General features: G+C 41.5%; 21 protein-coding genes. 10 read left to right on the forward strand and 11 right to left on the reverse strand.

All coding sequences use genetic code 11. From position 1 onward, the window contains the following. The first annotated feature begins 100 nt into the window (after positions 1-100). Positions 101-379: a hypothetical protein gene (locus ACSSS3_RS18360; protein WP_442845865.1), complete on the forward strand. Its 279-nt coding sequence runs from the start codon at positions 101-103 to the stop codon at positions 377-379. Positions 380-451: 72 nt separating this feature from the next. On the opposite strand, the gene ACSSS3_RS18365 is transcribed toward ACSSS3_RS18360, so the two are convergent. Beyond that, positions 452-1,165, reverse strand: a complete 714-nt coding sequence (locus ACSSS3_RS18365; protein WP_442845866.1) for a hypothetical protein — start codon at positions 1,163-1,165, stop codon at positions 452-454. Between the two features lie 223 nt (positions 1,166-1,388). Between ACSSS3_RS18365 and ACSSS3_RS18370 the strand changes: the two genes are divergently transcribed. Together ACSSS3_RS18370 and ACSSS3_RS18375 are read left to right on the forward strand one after the other, a co-directional pair. Next, positions 1,389-2,633 (forward strand): carboxypeptidase-like regulatory domain-containing protein, encoded by a 1,245-nt coding sequence (locus ACSSS3_RS18370; RefSeq protein WP_442845867.1) that lies wholly within the window; start codon positions 1,389-1,391, stop codon positions 2,631-2,633. A gap of 94 nt (positions 2,634-2,727) precedes the next feature. Beyond that, positions 2,728-3,249 carry an ExbD/TolR family protein gene (locus ACSSS3_RS18375; protein ID WP_442845868.1) on the forward strand — a complete coding sequence of 174 codons (522 nt, stop codon included), beginning with the start codon at positions 2,728-2,730 and terminating at the stop codon, positions 3,247-3,249. Here ACSSS3_RS18375 and ACSSS3_RS18380 read toward each other — a convergent pair. Then, positions 3,246-5,438: a response regulator gene (locus ACSSS3_RS18380; protein WP_442845869.1), complete on the reverse strand. Its 2,193-nt coding sequence runs from the start codon at positions 5,436-5,438 to the stop codon at positions 3,246-3,248. The two genes, ACSSS3_RS18375 and ACSSS3_RS18380, sit on opposite strands and share 4 nt — an antisense overlap. Before the next feature lie 293 nt (positions 5,439-5,731). Here ACSSS3_RS18380 and ACSSS3_RS18385 point away from each other — a divergent pair, with 293 nt between their 5' ends. Continuing rightward, positions 5,732-6,379, forward strand: a complete 648-nt coding sequence (locus tag ACSSS3_RS18385) for a WbqC family protein (protein ID WP_442845870.1) — start codon at positions 5,732-5,734, stop codon at positions 6,377-6,379. Here ACSSS3_RS18385 and ACSSS3_RS18390 read toward each other — a convergent pair. The 7 genes from ACSSS3_RS18390 to ACSSS3_RS18420 form a co-directional block, all read right to left on the reverse strand. Continuing rightward, positions 6,368-7,396 (reverse strand): endonuclease/exonuclease/phosphatase family protein, encoded by a 1,029-nt coding sequence (locus ACSSS3_RS18390; protein ID WP_442845871.1) that lies wholly within the window; start codon positions 7,394-7,396, stop codon positions 6,368-6,370. The two genes, ACSSS3_RS18385 and ACSSS3_RS18390, sit on opposite strands and share 12 nt — an antisense overlap. Next, complete coding sequence (locus tag ACSSS3_RS18395) at positions 7,396-8,283, reverse strand: rhomboid family intramembrane serine protease (RefSeq protein WP_442845872.1); 888 nt, start codon at positions 8,281-8,283, stop codon at positions 7,396-7,398. The genes ACSSS3_RS18390 and ACSSS3_RS18395 overlap by 1 nt, the downstream gene beginning before the upstream one ends. A gap of 1 nt (position 8,284) precedes the next feature. Beyond that, positions 8,285-9,058 carry a rhomboid family intramembrane serine protease gene (locus ACSSS3_RS18400; protein WP_442845873.1) on the reverse strand — a complete coding sequence of 258 codons (774 nt, stop codon included), beginning with the start codon at positions 9,056-9,058 and terminating at the stop codon, positions 8,285-8,287. Positions 9,059-9,100: 42 nt separating this feature from the next. Beyond that, positions 9,101-10,981, reverse strand: coding sequence for a DNA mismatch repair endonuclease MutL (mutL, locus tag ACSSS3_RS18405; protein ID WP_228229407.1), 1,881 nt, complete (start codon positions 10,979-10,981; stop codon positions 9,101-9,103). Positions 10,982-11,069: 88 nt separating this feature from the next. Further along, positions 11,070-11,351 carry a riboflavin synthase subunit beta gene (locus tag ACSSS3_RS18410; protein WP_228229408.1) on the reverse strand — a complete coding sequence of 94 codons (282 nt, stop codon included), beginning with the start codon at positions 11,349-11,351 and terminating at the stop codon, positions 11,070-11,072. Between the two features lie 292 nt (positions 11,352-11,643). Continuing rightward, positions 11,644-12,135, reverse strand: coding sequence for a 6,7-dimethyl-8-ribityllumazine synthase (ribH, locus tag ACSSS3_RS18415; RefSeq protein ID WP_228229409.1), 492 nt, complete (start codon positions 12,133-12,135; stop codon positions 11,644-11,646). 29 nt (positions 12,136-12,164) lie between these two features. After that, positions 12,165-12,929 carry a tetratricopeptide repeat protein gene (locus ACSSS3_RS18420; protein WP_228229410.1) on the reverse strand — a complete coding sequence of 255 codons (765 nt, stop codon included), beginning with the start codon at positions 12,927-12,929 and terminating at the stop codon, positions 12,165-12,167. Positions 12,930-13,081: 152 nt separating this feature from the next. Here ACSSS3_RS18420 and recF point away from each other — a divergent pair, with 152 nt between their 5' ends. From recF to ACSSS3_RS18435, 3 genes are read left to right on the forward strand one after another with little or no spacing between them, the layout of a single operon-like run. After that, positions 13,082-14,161: a DNA replication/repair protein RecF gene (recF, locus tag ACSSS3_RS18425; RefSeq protein WP_442845874.1), complete on the forward strand. Its 1,080-nt coding sequence runs from the start codon at positions 13,082-13,084 to the stop codon at positions 14,159-14,161. After that, positions 14,158-14,583: a lipocalin family protein gene (locus ACSSS3_RS18430; RefSeq protein WP_442845875.1), complete on the forward strand. Its 426-nt coding sequence runs from the start codon at positions 14,158-14,160 to the stop codon at positions 14,581-14,583. The genes recF and ACSSS3_RS18430 overlap by 4 nt, the downstream gene beginning before the upstream one ends. Continuing rightward, a complete protein-coding gene (locus ACSSS3_RS18435; protein WP_228229413.1) occupies positions 14,583-14,879 on the forward strand; it encodes a DUF721 domain-containing protein in 297 nt (98 codons plus the stop codon). Before ACSSS3_RS18430 ends, ACSSS3_RS18435 begins: the two co-directional genes overlap by 1 nt. A gap of 119 nt (positions 14,880-14,998) precedes the next feature. On the opposite strand, the gene ACSSS3_RS18440 is transcribed toward ACSSS3_RS18435, so the two are convergent. Together ACSSS3_RS18440 and ACSSS3_RS18445 are read right to left on the reverse strand one after the other, a co-directional pair. Beyond that, on the reverse strand, positions 14,999-15,418 hold the full coding sequence (locus ACSSS3_RS18440) for a nucleoside-diphosphate kinase (RefSeq protein ID WP_228229414.1): 420 nt from the start codon (positions 15,416-15,418) through the stop codon (positions 14,999-15,001). A 111-nt stretch (positions 15,419-15,529) separates the two neighbouring features. After that, positions 15,530-16,552: an alkaline phosphatase D family protein gene (locus ACSSS3_RS18445; protein WP_442845876.1), complete on the reverse strand. Its 1,023-nt coding sequence runs from the start codon at positions 16,550-16,552 to the stop codon at positions 15,530-15,532. A 77-nt stretch (positions 16,553-16,629) separates the two neighbouring features. Here ACSSS3_RS18445 and ACSSS3_RS18450 point away from each other — a divergent pair, with 77 nt between their 5' ends. The 3 genes from ACSSS3_RS18450 to ACSSS3_RS18460 are packed head-to-tail and all read left to right on the forward strand — an operon-like array spanning position 16,630 to position 19,418. Further along, a complete protein-coding gene (locus ACSSS3_RS18450; RefSeq protein ID WP_442845877.1) occupies positions 16,630-17,652 on the forward strand; it encodes a DHH family phosphoesterase in 1,023 nt (340 codons plus the stop codon). Next, the gene (gldI, locus tag ACSSS3_RS18455; RefSeq protein WP_442845878.1) at positions 17,639-18,196 is read left to right on the forward strand and encodes a gliding motility-associated peptidyl-prolyl isomerase GldI; all 558 of its coding nucleotides are present in this window, start codon (positions 17,639-17,641) and stop codon (positions 18,194-18,196) included. Before ACSSS3_RS18450 ends, gldI begins: the two co-directional genes overlap by 14 nt. 52 nt (positions 18,197-18,248) lie before the next feature. Further along, complete coding sequence (locus ACSSS3_RS18460) at positions 18,249-19,418, forward strand: peptidylprolyl isomerase (RefSeq protein ID WP_442845879.1); 1,170 nt, start codon at positions 18,249-18,251, stop codon at positions 19,416-19,418. Positions 19,419-19,470: the final 52 nt, after the last annotated feature.

Below are 19,470 nucleotides of genomic sequence, written 5' to 3' on the forward strand. Positions count from 1 at the left end.
ATAAGCCTTACTATTAAAACCTTGTTATAGTTTTCTTTAAAGGCAGTTAAAATGGTTTATATAACGATACCAGACCGTTACCTTTAATAAAAATCAAATTATGAAAACCAAGAATAAAGAAGAAAACACGTATAATTCAGACCTTACAAAACACGATAAGGATATTCTCAACCAAAAGAACATTCACAACGATGGCGGTGCAGATGAGCAATTGCGCAACCGCACCAAAGATGTTGATTTCACCGGGAATGAACTGGATATCCCTACCGGAGAAAAAACCACAGCTCAAACCACCGGTCTCAAGGATGAAGAAAATAAATTGTACAGCCAGGGAGGTAGCCGTAATAACAATCTGGAAGAACAAAAAGGCGAGTTATAAACTACGGCCGCTTTAAATACTAAAAAAGGGTCTGCAGTTGCAGATCCTTTTTTAGTATACTGTTTTTTCAGCTTAATTGCTGCTCTCTTTAACGTAGACAAATTGTGCTTCAAAACCGGTGGCTAGTAACCATTGATTGGAATAAACCAGATTACCCAGTTCGTCATAGATATAAAATTCTGCGGTATTTGCCCCCAGCGAACCCTGATTGAGTGCTTTAATGGCTATTTTATTGAATCCTTCCTCGAGTTGCATAGTGATCTGAGTAAAGGTGCCTGCTAAAAATATACCGGGTACCACTGTGCGATTATTGTTCAAAATAGCCACACGGTCGTTATCAATGGCTCCAAAATCGCGGCATTTTATAATGAGTTGCTTGGAATTTCCTTTAAAAACCCCAAAATCAATATTCTCGCGGGGTACATTGCCCCTGCGCTCCCGGTCCAGACGTGCCTGGTATTCATTCATAGCGTCGGTATAGCGTTTACCCGAATCTGCAAAGTCCTCACGGTCTAACATATAAAAATCGGAAGACTCGGGTGCCCGTAGTACCGGCCTTTCGACCAGCTTACCACTTGCATCGAGTTTTAAAGCCCCCTGAGATCTCGGAACTTCGAGATCTGGTGTCGATTTTTCGGGTTGAATTGCAGGAGTATTTGTGGTGTCTTTTGCTGCGGGAATTTTAAAAGAACCCGACCGGTTATCGATCTGGCTAAAAGCGCTAAAACCTACCAAAATCATGGCAACGAGCAGCAAGCCCTTTTTGGGAAATGCATACCGATTCAATTTAAGTGGCTTTATAATCACTGTATTTTTCTTTAAATACCCATTTAGGGCCGCAATGTTGCACAAATTTACGCAATTATAATTTTCATAAATCGTGCCAAATAGATTAACTCTAAAAATCTATTCATTAAGGTATTATGAAAAAATCGTATCTTCAAAATAAAAAACTTTAATGAAAACGATTAATTATTGCACGTCCCGAAATTATCTCTTCAAATCACCTATGAGATACTTTTCCCTAATACTTTTTGTCCTGCTTTCGTTTAAAGCCACAGCTCAGGAGTCTGAAGCCTTTATCGAATATCAGGGAACTGTTATCGACAGCGAAACTCAGGATCCTCTTCCTTTTGTCAACATTCTCATAGAAGGTTCTAACATTGCAACGGTAACCAATTCAGAAGGAGATTTTGTGCTTAAAATACCCGAAGCTATGCCTCAGGCAAAGGTATCCTTTGGCTATCCCGGCTATGAAAAATTGCTCATCATTTTAAGCGATTTAAGCCGAAATGCCAATACCATAAGTTTAAATCCTCAGACCACACAACTCGATGCGGTAAATGTGAGTATACCCAAAAACGCAGAAGCTTTGGTACGCCTTGTTTTTGAAAACAGAACTCAAAACTATTTGGAGGACGAGACCTACATGACCGCGTTTTACAGAGAATCTATAAATCGCAGAAACCGAAGCGCCTCCCTGGCCGAAGCGGTGGTGGCCATAGAAAAAAAACCATATACCTCAAACGGAAAAGACCTGGTAGCCATTTACAAAGCCCGTAAAAGCACCAATTACGACCGCCTTGACACGGTAGCCCTCAAGCTTCAGGGTGGGCCGCTTAATGCGCTCTATGCAGACCTGATGAAATACCCCGAGTTTTTTATGACGCCACAAACTATTTCCGATTATGATTTCAGTTTTGGGGAGCCGGTTACAGACGATGGGCGTCTGGTTTACACCGTTAATTTCAGGCAAAAGCAATCTATTCTGGATCCGCTTTATTACGGTAAACTTTTTATTGACGCAAAATCCTACGCCCTTACCAATGCGGTGTACAATATGAATGTCGAAAACCGAAAACTGGCGTCAGAATTATTTGTGCGAAAAAAACCAAATCAGGTAAAAGTATGGCCTACCGAAATTACCTATCGCGTAGACTACCGCAACCGCGACGGTAAATGGTATTATGGGTACAGCAATGTAAAGCTCGAATTTGTAGTCAACTGGAAACGTAAACTCTTTAACAATAAATACCGAATAAGCAGCGAGATGCTGGTGACAGACTGGGAGAAAGCCATCAATGTCGCAGACCTTTCGAAAAAATCAAATTTTAAAAGCAATACGATTCTAGCCGATGAAGTTTCGGGTTTTGCAGATCCTCAATTCTGGGGTTCGTACAACTTAATAGAGCCCGAAAAATCTATCGAAGAAGCCATTGAAAAAATTCAAAGACAAATAGAGCGCTCCGAATAAGATCAAAAGGATATAAAGGAGCATTCTCAAATACAGACATTTAAGGCATATTAGTTGATACGTGTTTTTATAAGTCTAATTAAAAACACGTATTATGAGAACAACTACTTCTGTAAATGCCGGGTCTATGGCAGACATTGCATTTTTAATGCTCATCTTCTTTTTGACCACCACAACAATTGAGACCGATAAAGGTTTGAGTCAAACCCTGCCCGATCCCTGTTTAACCAAAGATTGCACAGCCGAAATTGCTGAGCGCAATCTGTTGCGAATTTCAATAAACGGGAACGGGGAATATCTTATCAATGAGCGCGTGATTAAACTTGAAGAGCTTTCCACGCAGGTTGTCAATTTTGTAATGAATACCGAAAAATCAGCTCTAAAACCGTCGAAGCCTGAAAATGCCGTGGTAAATCTGGAGCTTTCGCGGGAGCTGGACTACGGGACCTATATTCAGGTTTTAGATGGTGTAAAACAGGCTTATCAACAGATGCGCAGTGACTACAGCTTTGAGCGATTTTCTAAGGCATTAGATCAGCTAAACGAGCGCGAGTTAGAACAGGTATTGCAAGCCTACCCGCTTAATCTGGGAGAATCTGCGCCAGCCAGGCTTTAATGCATCGCGCGGCTGCGACGGGCCATTTGCTCGTGAATGGTTTTAAAAAATTTCTCTGTGTTAAAGGGTTTGCTTATAACATCATTCATCCCACTCTCGAGAGCTCTCCGGGTTACGTAGTTTTCTACGGAAGCAGTAAGCGCAATTATGGGTACATCCAGCTCAAAATCCCGAATGATTTGTGTGGTTTGATATCCATTTAGACCCGGCATATTGATATCCATTAAAATGAGGTCATAGTCCTGGTTTTTCACCAGCTCTATGGCCTCTTTTCCGTTAGATGCTTCCTGTACTTCGGCTTTGAAATTACTCAAAATACGATTGGTCACCATCCGGTTTATTTTATTATCATCTACGACCAAAAATCGCAGCCCTTTAAAATCAGCCGGTAGTTCTTTAGGAGGAATAGGTGCTTTCTTAGAATTAGTGTTAGTAACCTGAAGCAAGGTTGCCTCTTCCAAAAGCAACTCAAAACTGAAGGTACTACCCTTCCCGGGTTCACTCTCCACCTCAATATCGGCGCCCATTTTCTCCAGCAGTTTCCGCACAATAGGCAAACCAAGACCTGTACCTTTAGCTTCCCTGAGTTGTAACTCTTCGAGCTGGCTAAATTCATCAAAAATGGCTTCCTGCTTTTCTTTAGGAATCCCAATACCGTTGTCCTGTACTTCAAAACGTACCTGATGTTTTCCCGATTCCAGATGCTTAACGGTAAGCCGCAGGCATACTTCGCCCTTTGGGGTAAACTTAATGGCGTTACCTATAATATTGAGTAAAACCTGTTTAATCCTTCGCGCATCGCCCACCACATAATTAGGCACATTGCGATCGATGTCGCAGGTTAGCGTACACTGTGCGTTTCGTAATCGATTACGGTCAAAACTGTTAATCACATCTTCCACCAATAATTTAATATTGAACGATTTTTTAACCAGTTTAAACGAATCGTCCTCCAGTTTTGAAATATCAAGCAGATCGTTAATGATTTCTAGAAGATGGTCTGCACTGAAACGCAAGGAACTGATCTCGTCTTTGTATTTCTTCAATTCCGGGTTGTTTTCAAAAATTGTAATCATCCCGGTAACCCCGTAAAGCGGGGTACGCATTTCGTGACTTAAAGTAGAAAAAAAGCGGGTTTTGGCCCGTTCACTTTTTTCGGCACGTATTTTAGCCTTTTCCAGATTGGCATTTTGAAACTTTAAATTTTTGATCAGCCCCAGACGTAAACGTTCACTATAAAACAAATAAACAAGAAACAAAACCATCAATACAATAATGGAAGCCAGTAAAATAGACTGAGTCTTCTTGCGTTGCAGATCGTTATCCAGTATTTCCTGTTGCAGTTTTGCCTGATTGCGTTCGCGTTTGGCTTCGGCTGCCTCAAATTTAGCCTGAGCCAGTTGATAAGTCTCCTGAGCTTTTAAATTCTCCTGATTCTTATAATATTCCATAAACCGTTTTTGCACTTCATAAGCACGGTCAGGATAATTTTGCTCTCTTAAAAACTGGGCATAACGCTCATAAAAGTCAAGCGCCAGATAATCTATTTTCTTTTCTTCTATAAGCTCATAAGCCTTATTATAGCTTTCTAAGGCACGATATTTCACGTTTTGGGAAACATAATAATCACCCCATAAAATCTCCAGATGAATCAGGGGATTATCAAAGTAGATATAAGCCGGATCATAACTTTTCTGCGCCTCTTCAAGGTACTCACGCATAAGCTTATAATCACCCATTTTGTGATACAACTCGGCAAGATTGAGCGCAGCATCGTTAAACTCGCCGTCATTTAACCTGCGCTGAATGTGCAACGATTTCTTATAGTATTCCAGAGCCTGAGCCTGGCTTTCTTTATGAGCCGATAAATCTGCCGCGAGATTGTTATAGGCCCAGGAAATCAGCGTGTCGTTTTTAGACATCTGCGCATAGTGCAAGGCTTTCTTCGAATAGTTAAGGGACTGAACTGTATCGCGCAAATTTGCGTGACTCACACTCAGCAAATTGTATCCGTGAAAAAGATAGGTGAAGTTTTGCTGCTGCTCAGAATCTTTGATCAACTGACCAATGAGATCTATAGCCGCTACGTAATTGTTCGCGTCGGTTACCTTAAAAATACTGTCAAGCTGAGCTTTTAAAGTGGGTTTTGGCTGTTGCTGAACATTTTTACTAAATGAATAAGCTGCCATGTGGCTTAATAGGAAAGCCGAAAAGAGCAGCAGAAGTAAGGGGCGACAGTTCTTTCTCAAGTTGGGGCATTAAAAGCTGCCATAAAGATACATTTTACCGACGATATGCACGTAATAAATTGATTAGTTTTATTTTAACACTAAATACAGCTCAAATAACAACTGAATCATTTAGCCCAAAACAGTTCAATCTACAATTCAAAAGCGCACAGGTTGAGCACGTGTTTTTATGGTATTATCTGCATCTGCTCTCTGTTTTAAAAGATTTATCTTTGCCGCCTGAAACAATAGCCATGAAATCTGTTTTACACCCCACTTATTTTCCTGACATTCTCACAACAGCCGCTATGGTACAAAGCGAGCAAATCCTGTTTGAGGTTTGTGATAATTATCAAAAACAAAGCTACCGCAACCGTATGTATATAGGCACCGCAAATGGCCGGCTATTGCTTAACATACCTGTAAAACATACCGGCACGGGAGGTCATAAAAAAACTGCCGATGCTCAAATTGAATCGAGTTTTTTGTGGCAACGTCAACATTGGCGCTCACTGGTTATAGCATACAGAACCTCACCTTTTTTTGAGTTCTATGAAGATGAACTCCACCCATTATTTCATACAGACTACGAGAGCCTGCTTGAATTTAACAAAGCAACTCTGGATTGTATTTTTGAACTGCTTGATAGCACCCCAAATACCCATTATACAACAACCTATAAAATGAATTACGACGATTCAGAAATAGAGGACTTGCGGATGCTGGCAGATGCTAAACGCAAACCGGAAATCACGCTCCCCCGCTATCGTCAGGTTTTTGAAGAAAAAACAGGTTTTATTCCGCATCTTTCGGTACTTGATCTCATTTTCAATCTGGGTCCCGAAAGCTTAAGTTACTTAACAGACCTGGACCTTCAACCTCTAATGCGCTCAAAGGCTTAATACCGCCTCGATGGGATAATGATCGGAATAATCAACATCAAAATTTTTAAATGCTTCAACTTTAAATTCCCGATCCGGTAAGATAAAGTCAATACGCATTGGGATGATGTCAAAAATAAAGGTGCGCCCAAAACCCCTTCCCTGCTCCTCAAAAGCATCTTTTTTAGTTCCTCTGATCTTGTTATAGGTGTAAGAATAAACGGTATTATTAAAATCTCCGGTAACAATTTTTTTATACCCGCAAGCTGCCTGATGCTTTAAAAATAAACCGGTTTGCTCCTGCTGTTTTTTAAACGCAGTGCCCAGCCTTCCCAGGAGGTATTTGGTATTCTCCTCTTCCAAAGCATCAAACCTTGGAGTCAGTGCGAGCGATTGCATATGCAGGTTATAAATTCGGAGGGTATCTTTATTTTTTACGATATCAACAAAAATCCCGTTGTTGAATGTGCTTTCAAAGTCTAACGAACCGCTGTTTATGATCTTGTATTTTGAAAAAACAGCCGGGCCATAATTTACCGCCTTTGCTGTGCTGCCCAGATATACGTGGGGATAATCTGCCAGGCGGGGCGCTCCGTATTTAGAATACTCCTGAAAACAAATGATATCGGGCTGAGCACTTTCAATAAGCTTCGCAATTCCTGATGTAACCTCGTCATTTTGGTAATCCTCATTGCGAAAAACATGAACATTGTAACTGAGCACTCGAATCTGATTTTCAGATTTTGATACATCCTGCGGAAGAATTCCATCGCCAAAACGATACAGGGTTTTACCATTAAAAAAGCTGATACCTATAAGTATCGCCGAAAGTAAGAACTGCCGTTTAAACTGAATAAGCCAGTAGATCACAAAGCCCAGATTTATAGCTAATAAAACCGGTATAATAAGCGTAAGCACCGAAGCCGGAGGAAAAATACGGGGAGGAAAATAAGGCAGGACATAGCCTACCAGTAAAAAGAAGGCAAAGAGACTGTTGAGAAAAAAAACAAGTTTATTAAGCAAACCCAGATTGCGCATCAGTTCTCTTTTCCGGCTTTAAACAAAAAGTCTTTATCCTCTTTAGAAAGGCTCTCATAGCCACTTTTGCTAATCTTATCAAGAATTGTATCTATGCGTTTTTGCTGTTCGCTTTTTGACATTCTGGACGATGCGTAGCCTGCATTGGTGCGGGATTCATTTTTGTAAACGGTTTTCATTTTAGCCTTTTTGGGCTGTTTTGGTTTTGCTTTAAACCATCCGACAACCGTATCAGACAAACGCTCCCACCAGGCACCAATATCATTACCTTTTGCCAGTTGCGTGGCATATAAGTAACCAAACAAAGCGCCGCCCAAATGCGCCAGCAAACCACCGGCATTACCCGATGTAGGCAGCTGAATCAAATCCATCAACACTACAAAAACGCCTATGTACCAAAGCTTAACATTAAAGAAAATAAGGCGTACTTCGGTATTGGGCGTATAGGTGGCTATAAAAATCATAATGGCACGCACCGCTGCACTGGCACCTACTAAATAAGCTGTGGAAGTAATTAAAACGGGAAACAGATTATATGCCAAAACATACAACGCGCCTCCTGCCAATGCACCCAACAAATACACCGTAAGAAAACGCTTTTCCGTAAACAAATTAAGTACAATCTGACCAAACCAATATAGAATGATCATATTCCAGAAGATGTGGAAGAAACCACCGTGTAAAAAGGCATAGGTAAGCAAAGACCAGGGCTGAATCACCAAACGGCCTAAATCTGTAGGCAGACTCAGCCAGCGTGTAAGTACAGGGCCCATATTTAATGCCCATTCAAGCAGCATCAGCGTCAGCCATACCACTACATTAATCACAATGAGCTTAATGACTATGTTAGCCGTTTTAAATTTATAGCTTAGATCATTTGTCGCCATACTAATACCAGCGTTTATCGTTAAAACTATTCTTTTTCCAGTACCACATCATAATAAAACCAAACAGGGCACCGCCGATGTGGGCAAAATTCGCAATATTTTGACCAAATAAGCTAAAACCGGTCACACCGGAGAACAAATCAAGCAGTAATAACGCGGGAATGAAAAATTTAGCCTTGATCGGAACAGGTAAAAAGATAAGCATAAGTTCTGCATTGGGGAATAACATCCCAAATGCTACCAAAACTCCATAAACAGCTCCTGAAGCTCCAACAGCTCGGGTTGAAAAAGCCTCGACCATACCCTGTACAGCCTGCACATCGGTTACCGAGTTTGGAATGCTGTACTGACCGCGGTTGGCAACAATACTCTTGTAGGCATCATTGACATAAGAAGTTATCTGATCAGGAGAAAAACCGGAATCGGAAAAAGCCTGAAAACCCTGATAATAAAAAAAGTAACCCACAGCCAGATGAATGAGTGCTGCTCCCAAACCTGCAGAAAAATAGAAAAAGATAAATTTATTTTGGCCTATTCGGGCTTCCACCGCACTCCCAAAAGCCCAAAGCGCATACATATTAAACAGTATGTGAAAAATACTGCTCTGATCGTGCATAAACATATGCGTAAGCGGCTGCCAGTATTCGAAATACGGATTCAACGGAAACCACAACGCAAAGAGCTCCTGAGCCTGAGGGAATAAAAACTTTGTTCCCAAAAAGAAAATAACATTGATAATCAGGAGGACCTTTACAGTCTCGGTAATTCTACCCATTGTTTAAGTTTACAAATTAAAGTCGCTTAAGCGACAAACCATTTAGGCGTTAAATTTACGATCCAGCTCGTCTACACTAAGCGTTATAAAGGTTTTTTTATGAAATGGAGACAAGGACGGCTCTGTACAGGCAAATAATTTGTTGACCAAATGCTCCCGGGATAACTCATCAAGCTTTTCTCCGGTTTTTACCGCCATACTCTTGGCCATGCTTTTAGCCAGAACATCGGTTTGGCTAAAGCCCGAATCGGGAACCTCGTGCTCTACATCACTTAAAAGTTGTTCTAATACAATTGAAACTTCACTTTCGGGAATTCCGGCAGGAATCCCACTTATTTCAAGCACACCTTCTTCAGACATATTGAGCATAAAACCGGTATTCTCGAGAGATTCTTTCAGTTCGCCTATAATCATCCATTCAGTAGGCGAAAAATCCAGCCTCAGCGGAAAAAGCAATTGCTGACTCACCGATTCTTTAACGGTAATATTGCGTAAAAATTCTTCATAAAGCACCCGCTGATGCGCACGCTGTTGATCGATGACCAGCATACCGCTTTTAATGGCGCTTACAATATATTTATTATGTAGTTGATAGGTATTTGCCGTCTCAGTTTCTGTCATGGGTTTATCACCAAAACCCCTGCTTTCCTGCTCCACAAAAAGCGACTCGGTTTCAGATTCTTCCTCCATCTCAAGACTGCTGAAGGAATTTGAACGGGATTGCTTCTCAAGACCCTCGTAGAGATTTTCCCAACCTGCAGCGCTCTTTTTTTCATAATTGGGCGTGCCGCCAAAACCACTTTTAGGACTTACCGTCTCAAAGGGATTGAAGTTGCGATCCACATCAATACGCGGAGCTTCAACCGCCTTGTTTTTATAAGAATACGGCGTATCCATACTAGACTCCCGGTTAAAATCAAGAACCGGAGCGATGTTAAATTGCCCCAGACTGTGTTTTACTGCCGCACGCAACAAGGTATAGATGGCGTGCTCGTCTTCAAACTTCACCTCCGTCTTGGTAGGATGAATATTGATGTCTATAGTCTTGGGATCTACCCGAAGAAACAGAAAATAACTGGCTCTCGCCCTGTCGGGTAATAAACCGTCAAAAGCTGCACTTACCGAGTGATTGAGATAGGGATGCTTGATAAAGCGGTCGTTTACAAAAAAGAACTGCTCCCCTTTGGTTTTCTTTGCAAATTCGGGCTTTACGATAAAGCCTTCGATAGTAACGATTTCGGTATCTTCAGTCACCGGGACCAGTTTTTCATTGGTCTTAGGACCAAAAACCCCAACGATACGCTGTCTTTTATTGGTTTTTGGAAGATTGAAGAGTTCGCCATCGTTATGATACATCACAAAAGAAATTCCTTCGTGTGCCAATGCAACGCGCTGAAATTCATCAATAATATGCCGGAGTTCGACTGAATCAGATTTGAGAAAATTCCGCCTTGCGGGAATATTAAAAAACAAATTTTTTACGGCGATGGAAGTTCCTTTGAGACAGGCGCAAACTTCCTGCGATTTGATTGTGCTGCCCTCAATCTCAATTTGGGTTCCTACATCTTCTCCTTCGGGCCTTGTTTTTAAATCTACGTGAGCAACTGCAGCGATTGAAGCCAAAGCCTCGCCTCTAAAACCTTTGGTATGTAAGGCAAATAAATCTTCGGCACTTGAGATTTTTGAAGTGGCGTGCCGCTCAAAAGAAAGCCGGGCATCTGTAGTGGTCATTCCCTTACCGTCATCAATTACCTGAATCAGGGTACGGCCTGCGTCTTTTATCAACAGCTTGATTTGAGTCGCTTCGGCATCAATGGCGTTTTCCAGAAGTTCTTTAACCACAGAAGCCGGGCGTTGTACCACTTCTCCTGCAGCGATTTGATTGGCCACATGATCGGGTAAAAGCTTGATAATATCAGACATGAATTCGGTTTAGCTAAAAATTAAAAAGTAGTGCAAGTTAAAAATCTGAGGGTACTTTTTTTAGCCTAAACGCAAAAAATACGTTTGATTAAGAGGTAAAGAAAATGCTCAGATCAAAATCAATAATGTATAGGAAGAGAAAGACTAAAATGGCTACAATAAGCAAAGTCGTTTTACGCGCACGCTCATCCTTATTGTATTTGTAATCTTCCCAGGCTGTAGTAAATTTTGCCTTTAAACCTTTGGTTTCAAGCGTAGCCTTTCGGTACTTATCAAATTTGGATTCTAATTTATACGGACTAGTGTCTCCCTCATAATACCGGGGACTGTAGCTGTATTTCTTGTTCTTGCGTGTTTTTAAAACTCCCATAATCGCTAAAAATTTAAAGTTACGTAAAAAAGCTGTAAAGCTTTAAAAGGGATGTTTCAAAAAGCATTCCAAAAAAAAACAGTAAGCAGTTGCAGTGGGCAGTTACAGGTTACAGGTTACAGGTTGTATGAAGAAAATAATAAATTAGAAATCAGAAATACAAAATTCGGATAGCTCAATAAAATTAACTCATAATTCTACATTCTTAATTCTGAATTAATAGACCGTCCCAGTTTCAAGTCTTCGGTTTTTAAATAACTAAAATAACCCAATAACTAGTAACTAGTAACTCCTAAAACCGGGCTTCCTTGCGCAGTTGGGCCATTTTAATCGCGGCGATTGCAGCTTCCACGCCCTTATTGCCGTGTTTGCCTCCGCTACGATCTATAGCCTGTTGCATCGTATTATCGGTGAGCACACAGAAGATTACCGGGATATCGTTTTGTACGTTAAGATCTTTAATACCCTGAGCCACACCTTCACACACAAAGTCAAAGTGTTTGGTCTCTCCCTGAATAACGCTTCCTACGGCAATTACTGCGTCTAGCATATCGTAGCTCTGCTGCATTTTTTTACAGCCGTAGATGAGCTCAAAGCTCCCGGGAACATTCCAGCGTACGATGTTATCTTTGCGCACGCCGCAGTCTATAAACGTATCAAAAGCACCTTGAAAAAGGCCTTCGGTTATGTTGTCATTCCATTCTGAAACAACAATCCCAAACCGAAAGTCTTTCGCGTTTGGGATTGTAGCTTTATCGTAAACAGACAAGTCTGTTGTTGCCATATTTTATTTTTTTAATTAAGCAAGGCTTCTTACTCTGCTCTGGCCATACCTAAATAAAGAGGTACTTCACTCGCAATTGGAGAATCTGAATACGATTCTTCAATCTGCTCAAGATAACCTACCGCTTTATCGTTTTGTCCCAGACTAATAGCTGTTTGAGCAGCTTTCATCAGAAAACGCGGAGTTGTAAAGTCATTGGTGCGCATTTTTGCAGCATCCTCGTAATATGACAACGCTTCTTCAGGTTGATCTAACTGCATAAATGCATCGCCAATAGCACCTTTAGCCAACGGAGCAAGCATCATATCATCGCTCTCAAAATCTTCAAGCTCATCAATAGCTTCCTGATATTTATTGAGGTTTAAATACGCCATACCTGCATAATAATGAGCCAGGTTAGCAGCTTTGGTGCTTCCGTAATTATCAATGATTTCAAGGAAACCAAATTTCCCTTCACCACCGTTAAGTGCCAGATTAAATAGTGAATCTTTAGCAACGCTGCCTTCAATCGCCTCGTTGAAATAGTTTTGCGCCTGATACATTTCGTTAGAGGCTTCTAATTCTTTAGGCTGCTGAACAAATTTCTCGTAACCTAAATATCCTAAAACAGCAACTACCACAACCGCGATACCTATTAATATAGGTTTCTGGTTTTGCTCTACCCAGGCTTCGGTGCGGTTTGCTCCTTCGTCAAGAGAATCAAAAACTTCTGCCGTTGTACTTTCATCGTGCAATTGCTCTTCTAGTTCTTCCTCTTTCTTCGGTTTATATCCTCTTTTTTGATATGTAGCCATATTTTAACTTTTGTTGGGCGCAAAAATAAAATTTTTATTCAATATTGATAGCGGATTGTTTTGTTATTTTTCAATAATTTGCAGACGACACCCGCACAATTCAGCTCCTTATTTTTCAAGCAATTAGCATTTTTTAAGCCGAAAAAAAACCTATGATTCTCAAAGCCCTTTCGCTTATCAATTACAAAAATTTTGAATCGGCATCCTTTGAACTGGATGCAAAGATCAACTGTTTTGTGGGCAATAACGGGGTAGGAAAAACCAATGTGCTTGATGCTATATACCACCTTTCATTCGGTAAAAGTTACTTCAACCCCATTACCACTCAAAACATCAATCACGATGCAGAATTTTTTGTGATTGACGGGGTTTATGAGAAAAACGAGCGTGAGGAAAAAGTAATTGTAAGTGCCAAACGCGGTCAAAAAAAGGTGATAAAACGCAACGGTAAAGTTTACGAGCGCTTTTCAGACCACATTGGTTTTTTACCATTGGTCATTATATCGCCCGCAGACCGGGATCTTATTATTGAAGGCAGCGAAACCCGCAGAAAGTTTATTGACGGGGTGATTTCGCAGAGCGACAAGTCCTATCTCGACACCCTGCTTAAATACAACAAAACCCTGTCGCAGCGCAACGCCCTGCTTAAGTATTTTAACGCAAATCACACCTTCAATCCAGACACACTTGAGATTTACAATGCCCAGATGCACGACCTGGGAAGCCTGCTGTTTAAAAAACGGGCAGCTTTTCTGGAAGCTTTTACCCCAATTTTTAAAAAACGCTATGAAGCTATAAGCGGCGGGAAAGAAAACGTCAAACTGAAATACAAAAGCCAGTTGCACGACGCGCCTTTAAGTCAGCTTTTTATTGAAAACCTGAAGAAAGACAGAGCATTGCAGTACACCAGTGTGGGAGTACACCGCGATGATCTGGGTTTTAAGATTGAAGGACATCCGATAAAGAAATTTGGCAGTCAGGGTCAGCAAAAATCCTATCTTATCGCTTTAAAACTGGCGCAGTTTGATTTTATTAAAGCGCAAAGCAGTACCACACCCCTGCTCCTGCTCGATGATATTTTTGATAAATTGGACGAAAACCGGGTTACCCAAATCATCGATCTGGTCAATGATAAAAATTTTGGGCAGTTGTTTATAAGTGACACGCATCCTGACCGTACCGAAGCCATTGTAAAAGAAATTCACCAATCGTATAAACTCTTTAAATTGTGAAAAACGCTTATTATCTGATTTTAACTCTAAGTTTTCTGGTTTTGGGCTGCGCCCAAAACAATCCGCAGGAGCAATTGCAGTACCTTAACGGCTATTGGGAAATCAAACAGGTTGAAACGGTTGGCGGTAAGGAACGTGAATACAGTTTTAGCGAACGGGTAGATTATATTGAAATTAAAGATTCTACCGGTTTCAGAACCAAAGTACTCCCACGTATAGACGGAAGCTTTGTAGGTACAGATTCGCGTGAGGCAGTGACAGCACGCATTAAAAACGACTCACTCTATCTGGAATACAGTACCAATTACGATACCTGGCAGGAAGTGGTCTTAAAAGCTGACGCAGAAGAATTGCAGGTGCGCAATGCACGGGGTATAACCTACACGTACAAAAAATTTGAACCTATAAATATTACCGATTAATGGCACAACGCGACGCAGACCCCAGATCTTTAAAAGATGTTTTGGGCGCATTTGTTGAAAAAAACAAATTGCAAAAAGGCATAGACAAGGTTGACGTGGCCGAAGCCTGGCGCGATGTAATGGGACCGGCTATTGCCAAATACACGACCCAGATCAAACTGGACGGTGACCGCCTTATGGTGCAGCTTAGCTCTTCGGTATTGCGGGAAGAACTGAGTTATGGCAAAGAAAAAATACGCACCAATCTCAACGAGCAATTGGGACGGGAAATCATAAAAAAAGTGATCTTACGTTAAGTGCAAGCCTTTAAACAGCGCATAAAAAAAGCAGCCCAGGGGCTGCTTTTAATTTTCCGAACTCCGGGGAATATTGAGATAAGCCTCATTTTTCCCTATCGTCTTTAGAGTTGAGGGGTTTAAAACATCTCTCTTCCTGAGAAATGGAAAGCACCTTCTATAGCTGCATTCTCATCGCTGTCACTACCGTGAACTGCGTTTTCACCTACAGAAGTTGCATATAATTTACGGATGGTTCCTTCAGCCGCGTCAGCAGGATTGGTAGCACCAATAAGCGTTCTAAAGTCTTCAACAGCATTTTCTTTCTCAAGAATAGCTGCAACGATTGGACCTCTGCTCATAAATTCTACAAGTTCGCCAAAGAATGGACGCTCACTGTGCACCGCGTAAAATTCCTGCGCATCAGCAACAGTCATTTGGGTAAGTTTAAGCGCTACAATGCGAAAACCTGAAGCAGTAATTTTTTCTAGTATTGCACCGATGTGTCCGTTTTCTACAGCATCGGGCTTAATCATGGTAAACGTTCTGTTTGTTGCCATTTCTTCTTGTTTTAAGCGCGCCGGTATGGTTTATAAGGCGCTACTCTGGTTTTTAAAAATCGCTGCAAAAGTAATTCTTTTAATGACAATAGCTAAAAGGCTTAACGAATATTAATAATCCTGTGTTAATGTCTGTAAAACCTCATTATTTTCGCCCATCATTTTGAAATGAACCTCATTAGTACTGAGATCAATAGCTACTAAACCGTAGTTTTTAAGGGTGACGACTTCTCCAACTCTATAGCTATTGGGTTCGCCATCAAAAGCTGTGTAGGTATGTGTAAGACCACTACTGGTAAAATCAATGAGTGGATATTCCAGTCCCGGAAGTTCTTTTTTTGAAAATTCGGCAATATGACGGTCACCGCTTAAAAGGATCACTGCCTTTGAATTGGATTCTTTGATGAGTTGCTCAAAACGGGCAACCTCGTGCGGAAAATTACCCCATGTCTCAAAACCATGTTCCTTACTTAAAAATTGAATGCTGCTCATGATCACTGTGAAATCAGCAGCTTCAGAAAGTTCTTTCTCAAGCCAGGCCCATTGTTCTTTACCTAACATCGTGGCTGTGGTATCTTTTAAGGGTGCGTAGCGCTTTTCGGGATCTGTTGCGCGTTTCAGTTTACTCCGAAAGTAACGCGTATCTAAAACAATAATTTTTATGGTTTTTCCGGAAACGCTAAAGTCTTTAGATGCATAAACCCCTTCAGTCTGGCGTGTTTCGGCATCCGAAGGCATTCCTATAAAATCTAAAAATAATTGCTGGCTCTTTTGCTTTTCGGCATACTCAGCCCCGGCATCATTTAGACCATAATCGTGATCATCCCAGGTTCCCATCACCGGAATACTTTCGGCGAAAGCCTTATACTCCGGAATGCTTTTCTGCGCACGATACATTTTTTTCATCTTACGCATATTTCGCGTATCGGCATAGATCGCATCTCCTCCCCAAATAAAAACATCAGCCTGCGCAGCGGCCATTTGATCCCAAAAAGGATTTGGCAATTCGGTACGGTTGCACGAGCCAAAAAGAATCTTAAAAGTCCCCGAATCTTCCTTTTGAGCACACAGTGTCTGAAACACGAGTACACAAAAAAGTAAAATAGAAAACCGCCTGATACCTGTATTTTTCATCGCTCACATTTTGCTTAGGTTCAAAATTAGAACTTCTCGTATTAAGTCTATATCAAGAAATCGTATCTTCGTCAACTATGAAAAACGCAGAAATAGTCCTTCTCAAATCCTTATTAGCATCACCTAAAAAGATTGTAATCATCCCGCATAAGAATCCCGATGGTGACGCGATGGGTTCTACCCTGGCCCTGGGACAATACCTTACCAAGACCGGCCATAGCGCTACGGTAATTACCCCAAATGATTATCCGAAATTTTTAAAATGGCTGCCCGGCGATAATCAGGTGGTTAATTTTGAATTTCAAAACAAAAAAGCCAAACGCCTTATCAAAGAAGCCGAGCTTATCTTTACTCTGGATTTTAACTCGCTTTCGCGTGTGGGCGATATGCAGCATGATCTGGATAAAGCTACCGCGCAATTCATCATGATAGACCATCACCAGCAACCGGATGATTATGCCGTGGTAACCTACAGTGATGTCACGGTCTGTGCCACCTGCCAGATGGTATATCACACTTTTGAGATGCTTGATGCCACCCACCTGGTAGACGCAGATATGGCGACCTGCCTCTACACAGGAATTATGACCGACACGGGATCCTTCCGCTTTAGATCTACCACAGCAACAACGCATCGTGTGATTGCAAACCTTATTGAAAAAGGTGCCGATAATGCTTACATCCACCAGCAAATTTTTGACGCCAACAGCTACGAGCGTATGCAATTGCTGGGCACGGCACTTACCAATCTTGTAAAACTTGAAGATTATAAAACTGCCTACATCACCTTATCCCAGGCAGAACTAGACAAACACAATTATCAAAAAGGCGACACCGAAGGTTTTGTAAACTACGGCCTGTCACTAGACGGAGTGGTTTTAGCCCTTATTTTTATTGAAAATGAACAGGAAGGCATCGTCAAAATCTCGTTGCGCTCTAAAGGGGATTTTTCGGTTAATTTGATGGCACGTGAACACTTTGAAGGAGGAGGCCATACCAATGCAGCCGGCGGTAAAAGCGATCGCTCGTTACAGGAAACAGTTGACTATTTTATTAGTATATTACCCCAATACAAAGAAGCCCTGAATGAACAAATTTAATTTCCTCTTAGTTGCCCTACTGGCTCTTGCCGGTTGCAAGACTCCCGAGGCGCGCCGCCCCGTAAGTCACGCCGGCGGTTCTTATATTGATGCTTCCATAGCGCGAAATAAGGAGCTCAATAAAGCCGAAGAATCTGCCATAAAAAAATTGATGGAAGCCAATCCGCAGTATGAGTATTTTACTTCAGACAAAGGTTTCTGGTATTATTATAATGTAAAAGATACCACCGCGCTTGCCACAGCAGAAACCGGTGACCTCGTTACTTTTAATTATGAAATTCAGACGCTTAAGGGAGACGTTATTGTAAGTGAAGAAGAACTGGGCACTCAAACCTATCAAATTGAGCAAAGCAATCAGGATTTGATTTCTGGGCTTAAGGACGGACTCAAATTGATGAAAGAAGGCGAGACTGTTACCTTTTTATTGCCTTCGCATAAAGCTTTTGGGTACTACGGCTACCTTGATAAAATTGGTTCGAACTGGCCTATTCAAACGCGGGTTACACTTAACCAAATCAAGTCTGGCGAGGCAAACACCCCGTAAAGCATATTATCTAAATACCTGAAGTTTTAAAAAAACCGTAAGTTTAAAATAGATGAGAAACGTGACCTACTTTGCATTTCTAATTTTGTTAACCTTTACAGGTTGTTCTGATGATCCCTATCCGGACCTTAAAGATGGCCTGTATGCGCGTATTAAAACGGAAAAAGGCAGTATGCTTTTTGAACTGTTTTACGATAAGACGCCTGCAGCAGTATCTAATTTTGTTTCTTTAGCTGAAGGTGAAAATCCATTGGCAGATACCATTTACAGCGGTAAACCTTACTACAATGACCTCACCTTTCACCGCATCATCAAAGGCTTTATGATTCAGGGAGGTGACCCTAAGGGAAGCGGAAGCGGAGGCCCGGGATATAAATTTCACGATGAGTTTCACCCGGAGTTAAAGCATGATACGATAGGAGTACTTTCTATGGCCAACTCGGGTTACGACACAAACGGAAGCCAGTTTTTTGTCACTCAGGTTCCCAGTCCGCATCTGGATGCATACACCGCGGAAGGTGAATTGAAAAACTGTTCTAATCCTCAAATTGGCTGCCATACGGTTTTTGGTCAGCTACGTGAAGGTTTTGACGTGCTTAACGCCATTTCTGAGGTTGAAATGCTTAATCCCAAAACCGGCAAGCCCCGTAAGCCTGTTAAAATCGAGGAAGTAACTATTATACGAAAAGGTAAAAAAGCACGATTTTTTGATGCGCCTCAGGTATTTACTAAAGAAATAGAGCGTAAAGAAAAAGAACGCAAACAGGCGGCCGAAGAATTACAGCAGCGCAAGTACTCCAAAAAAGAGGAGTTTGAAGACTTACGCAAGCAGACCGACAGCCTGCCAAGCGGTCTGGCTTACGTCATTACCCGGGAAGGCAGCAAGACTAAGCCCAAAAGATCGCAAAGCGTTAAGGTTCTCTATGCCGGTTACTTTAGTGATGGCGAACTCTTTGACACCAATATCAAAGAACTTGCAGAAAGCTGGAATATGCAAACCCGCCCAAAACCCGATATGTACAAACCTCTGGAAATCCCATACGGACCTGAGGCAGAGATGATCGCCGGTTTTAAAGAGGGCATTCAAGAACTTAATTATGGTGACAGGGCCACGCTCTTTATCCCATACTACTTAGGCTATGGAGAGCGTGGATACCGTATCATTCCGCCGCGTACCAATCTGGTTTTTGAGGTAGAACTACTTGAAGAGGAGACTGAATAAAGCCTTAAAAACACCTTTAGTCCCGGAAAAATGTTAATGGAAAACGCTGTTG

This window comes from Leeuwenhoekiella sp. H156, from assembly GCF_052218455.1.
GTDB lineage: Bacteria > Bacteroidota > Bacteroidia > Flavobacteriales > Flavobacteriaceae > Leeuwenhoekiella > Leeuwenhoekiella parthenopeia.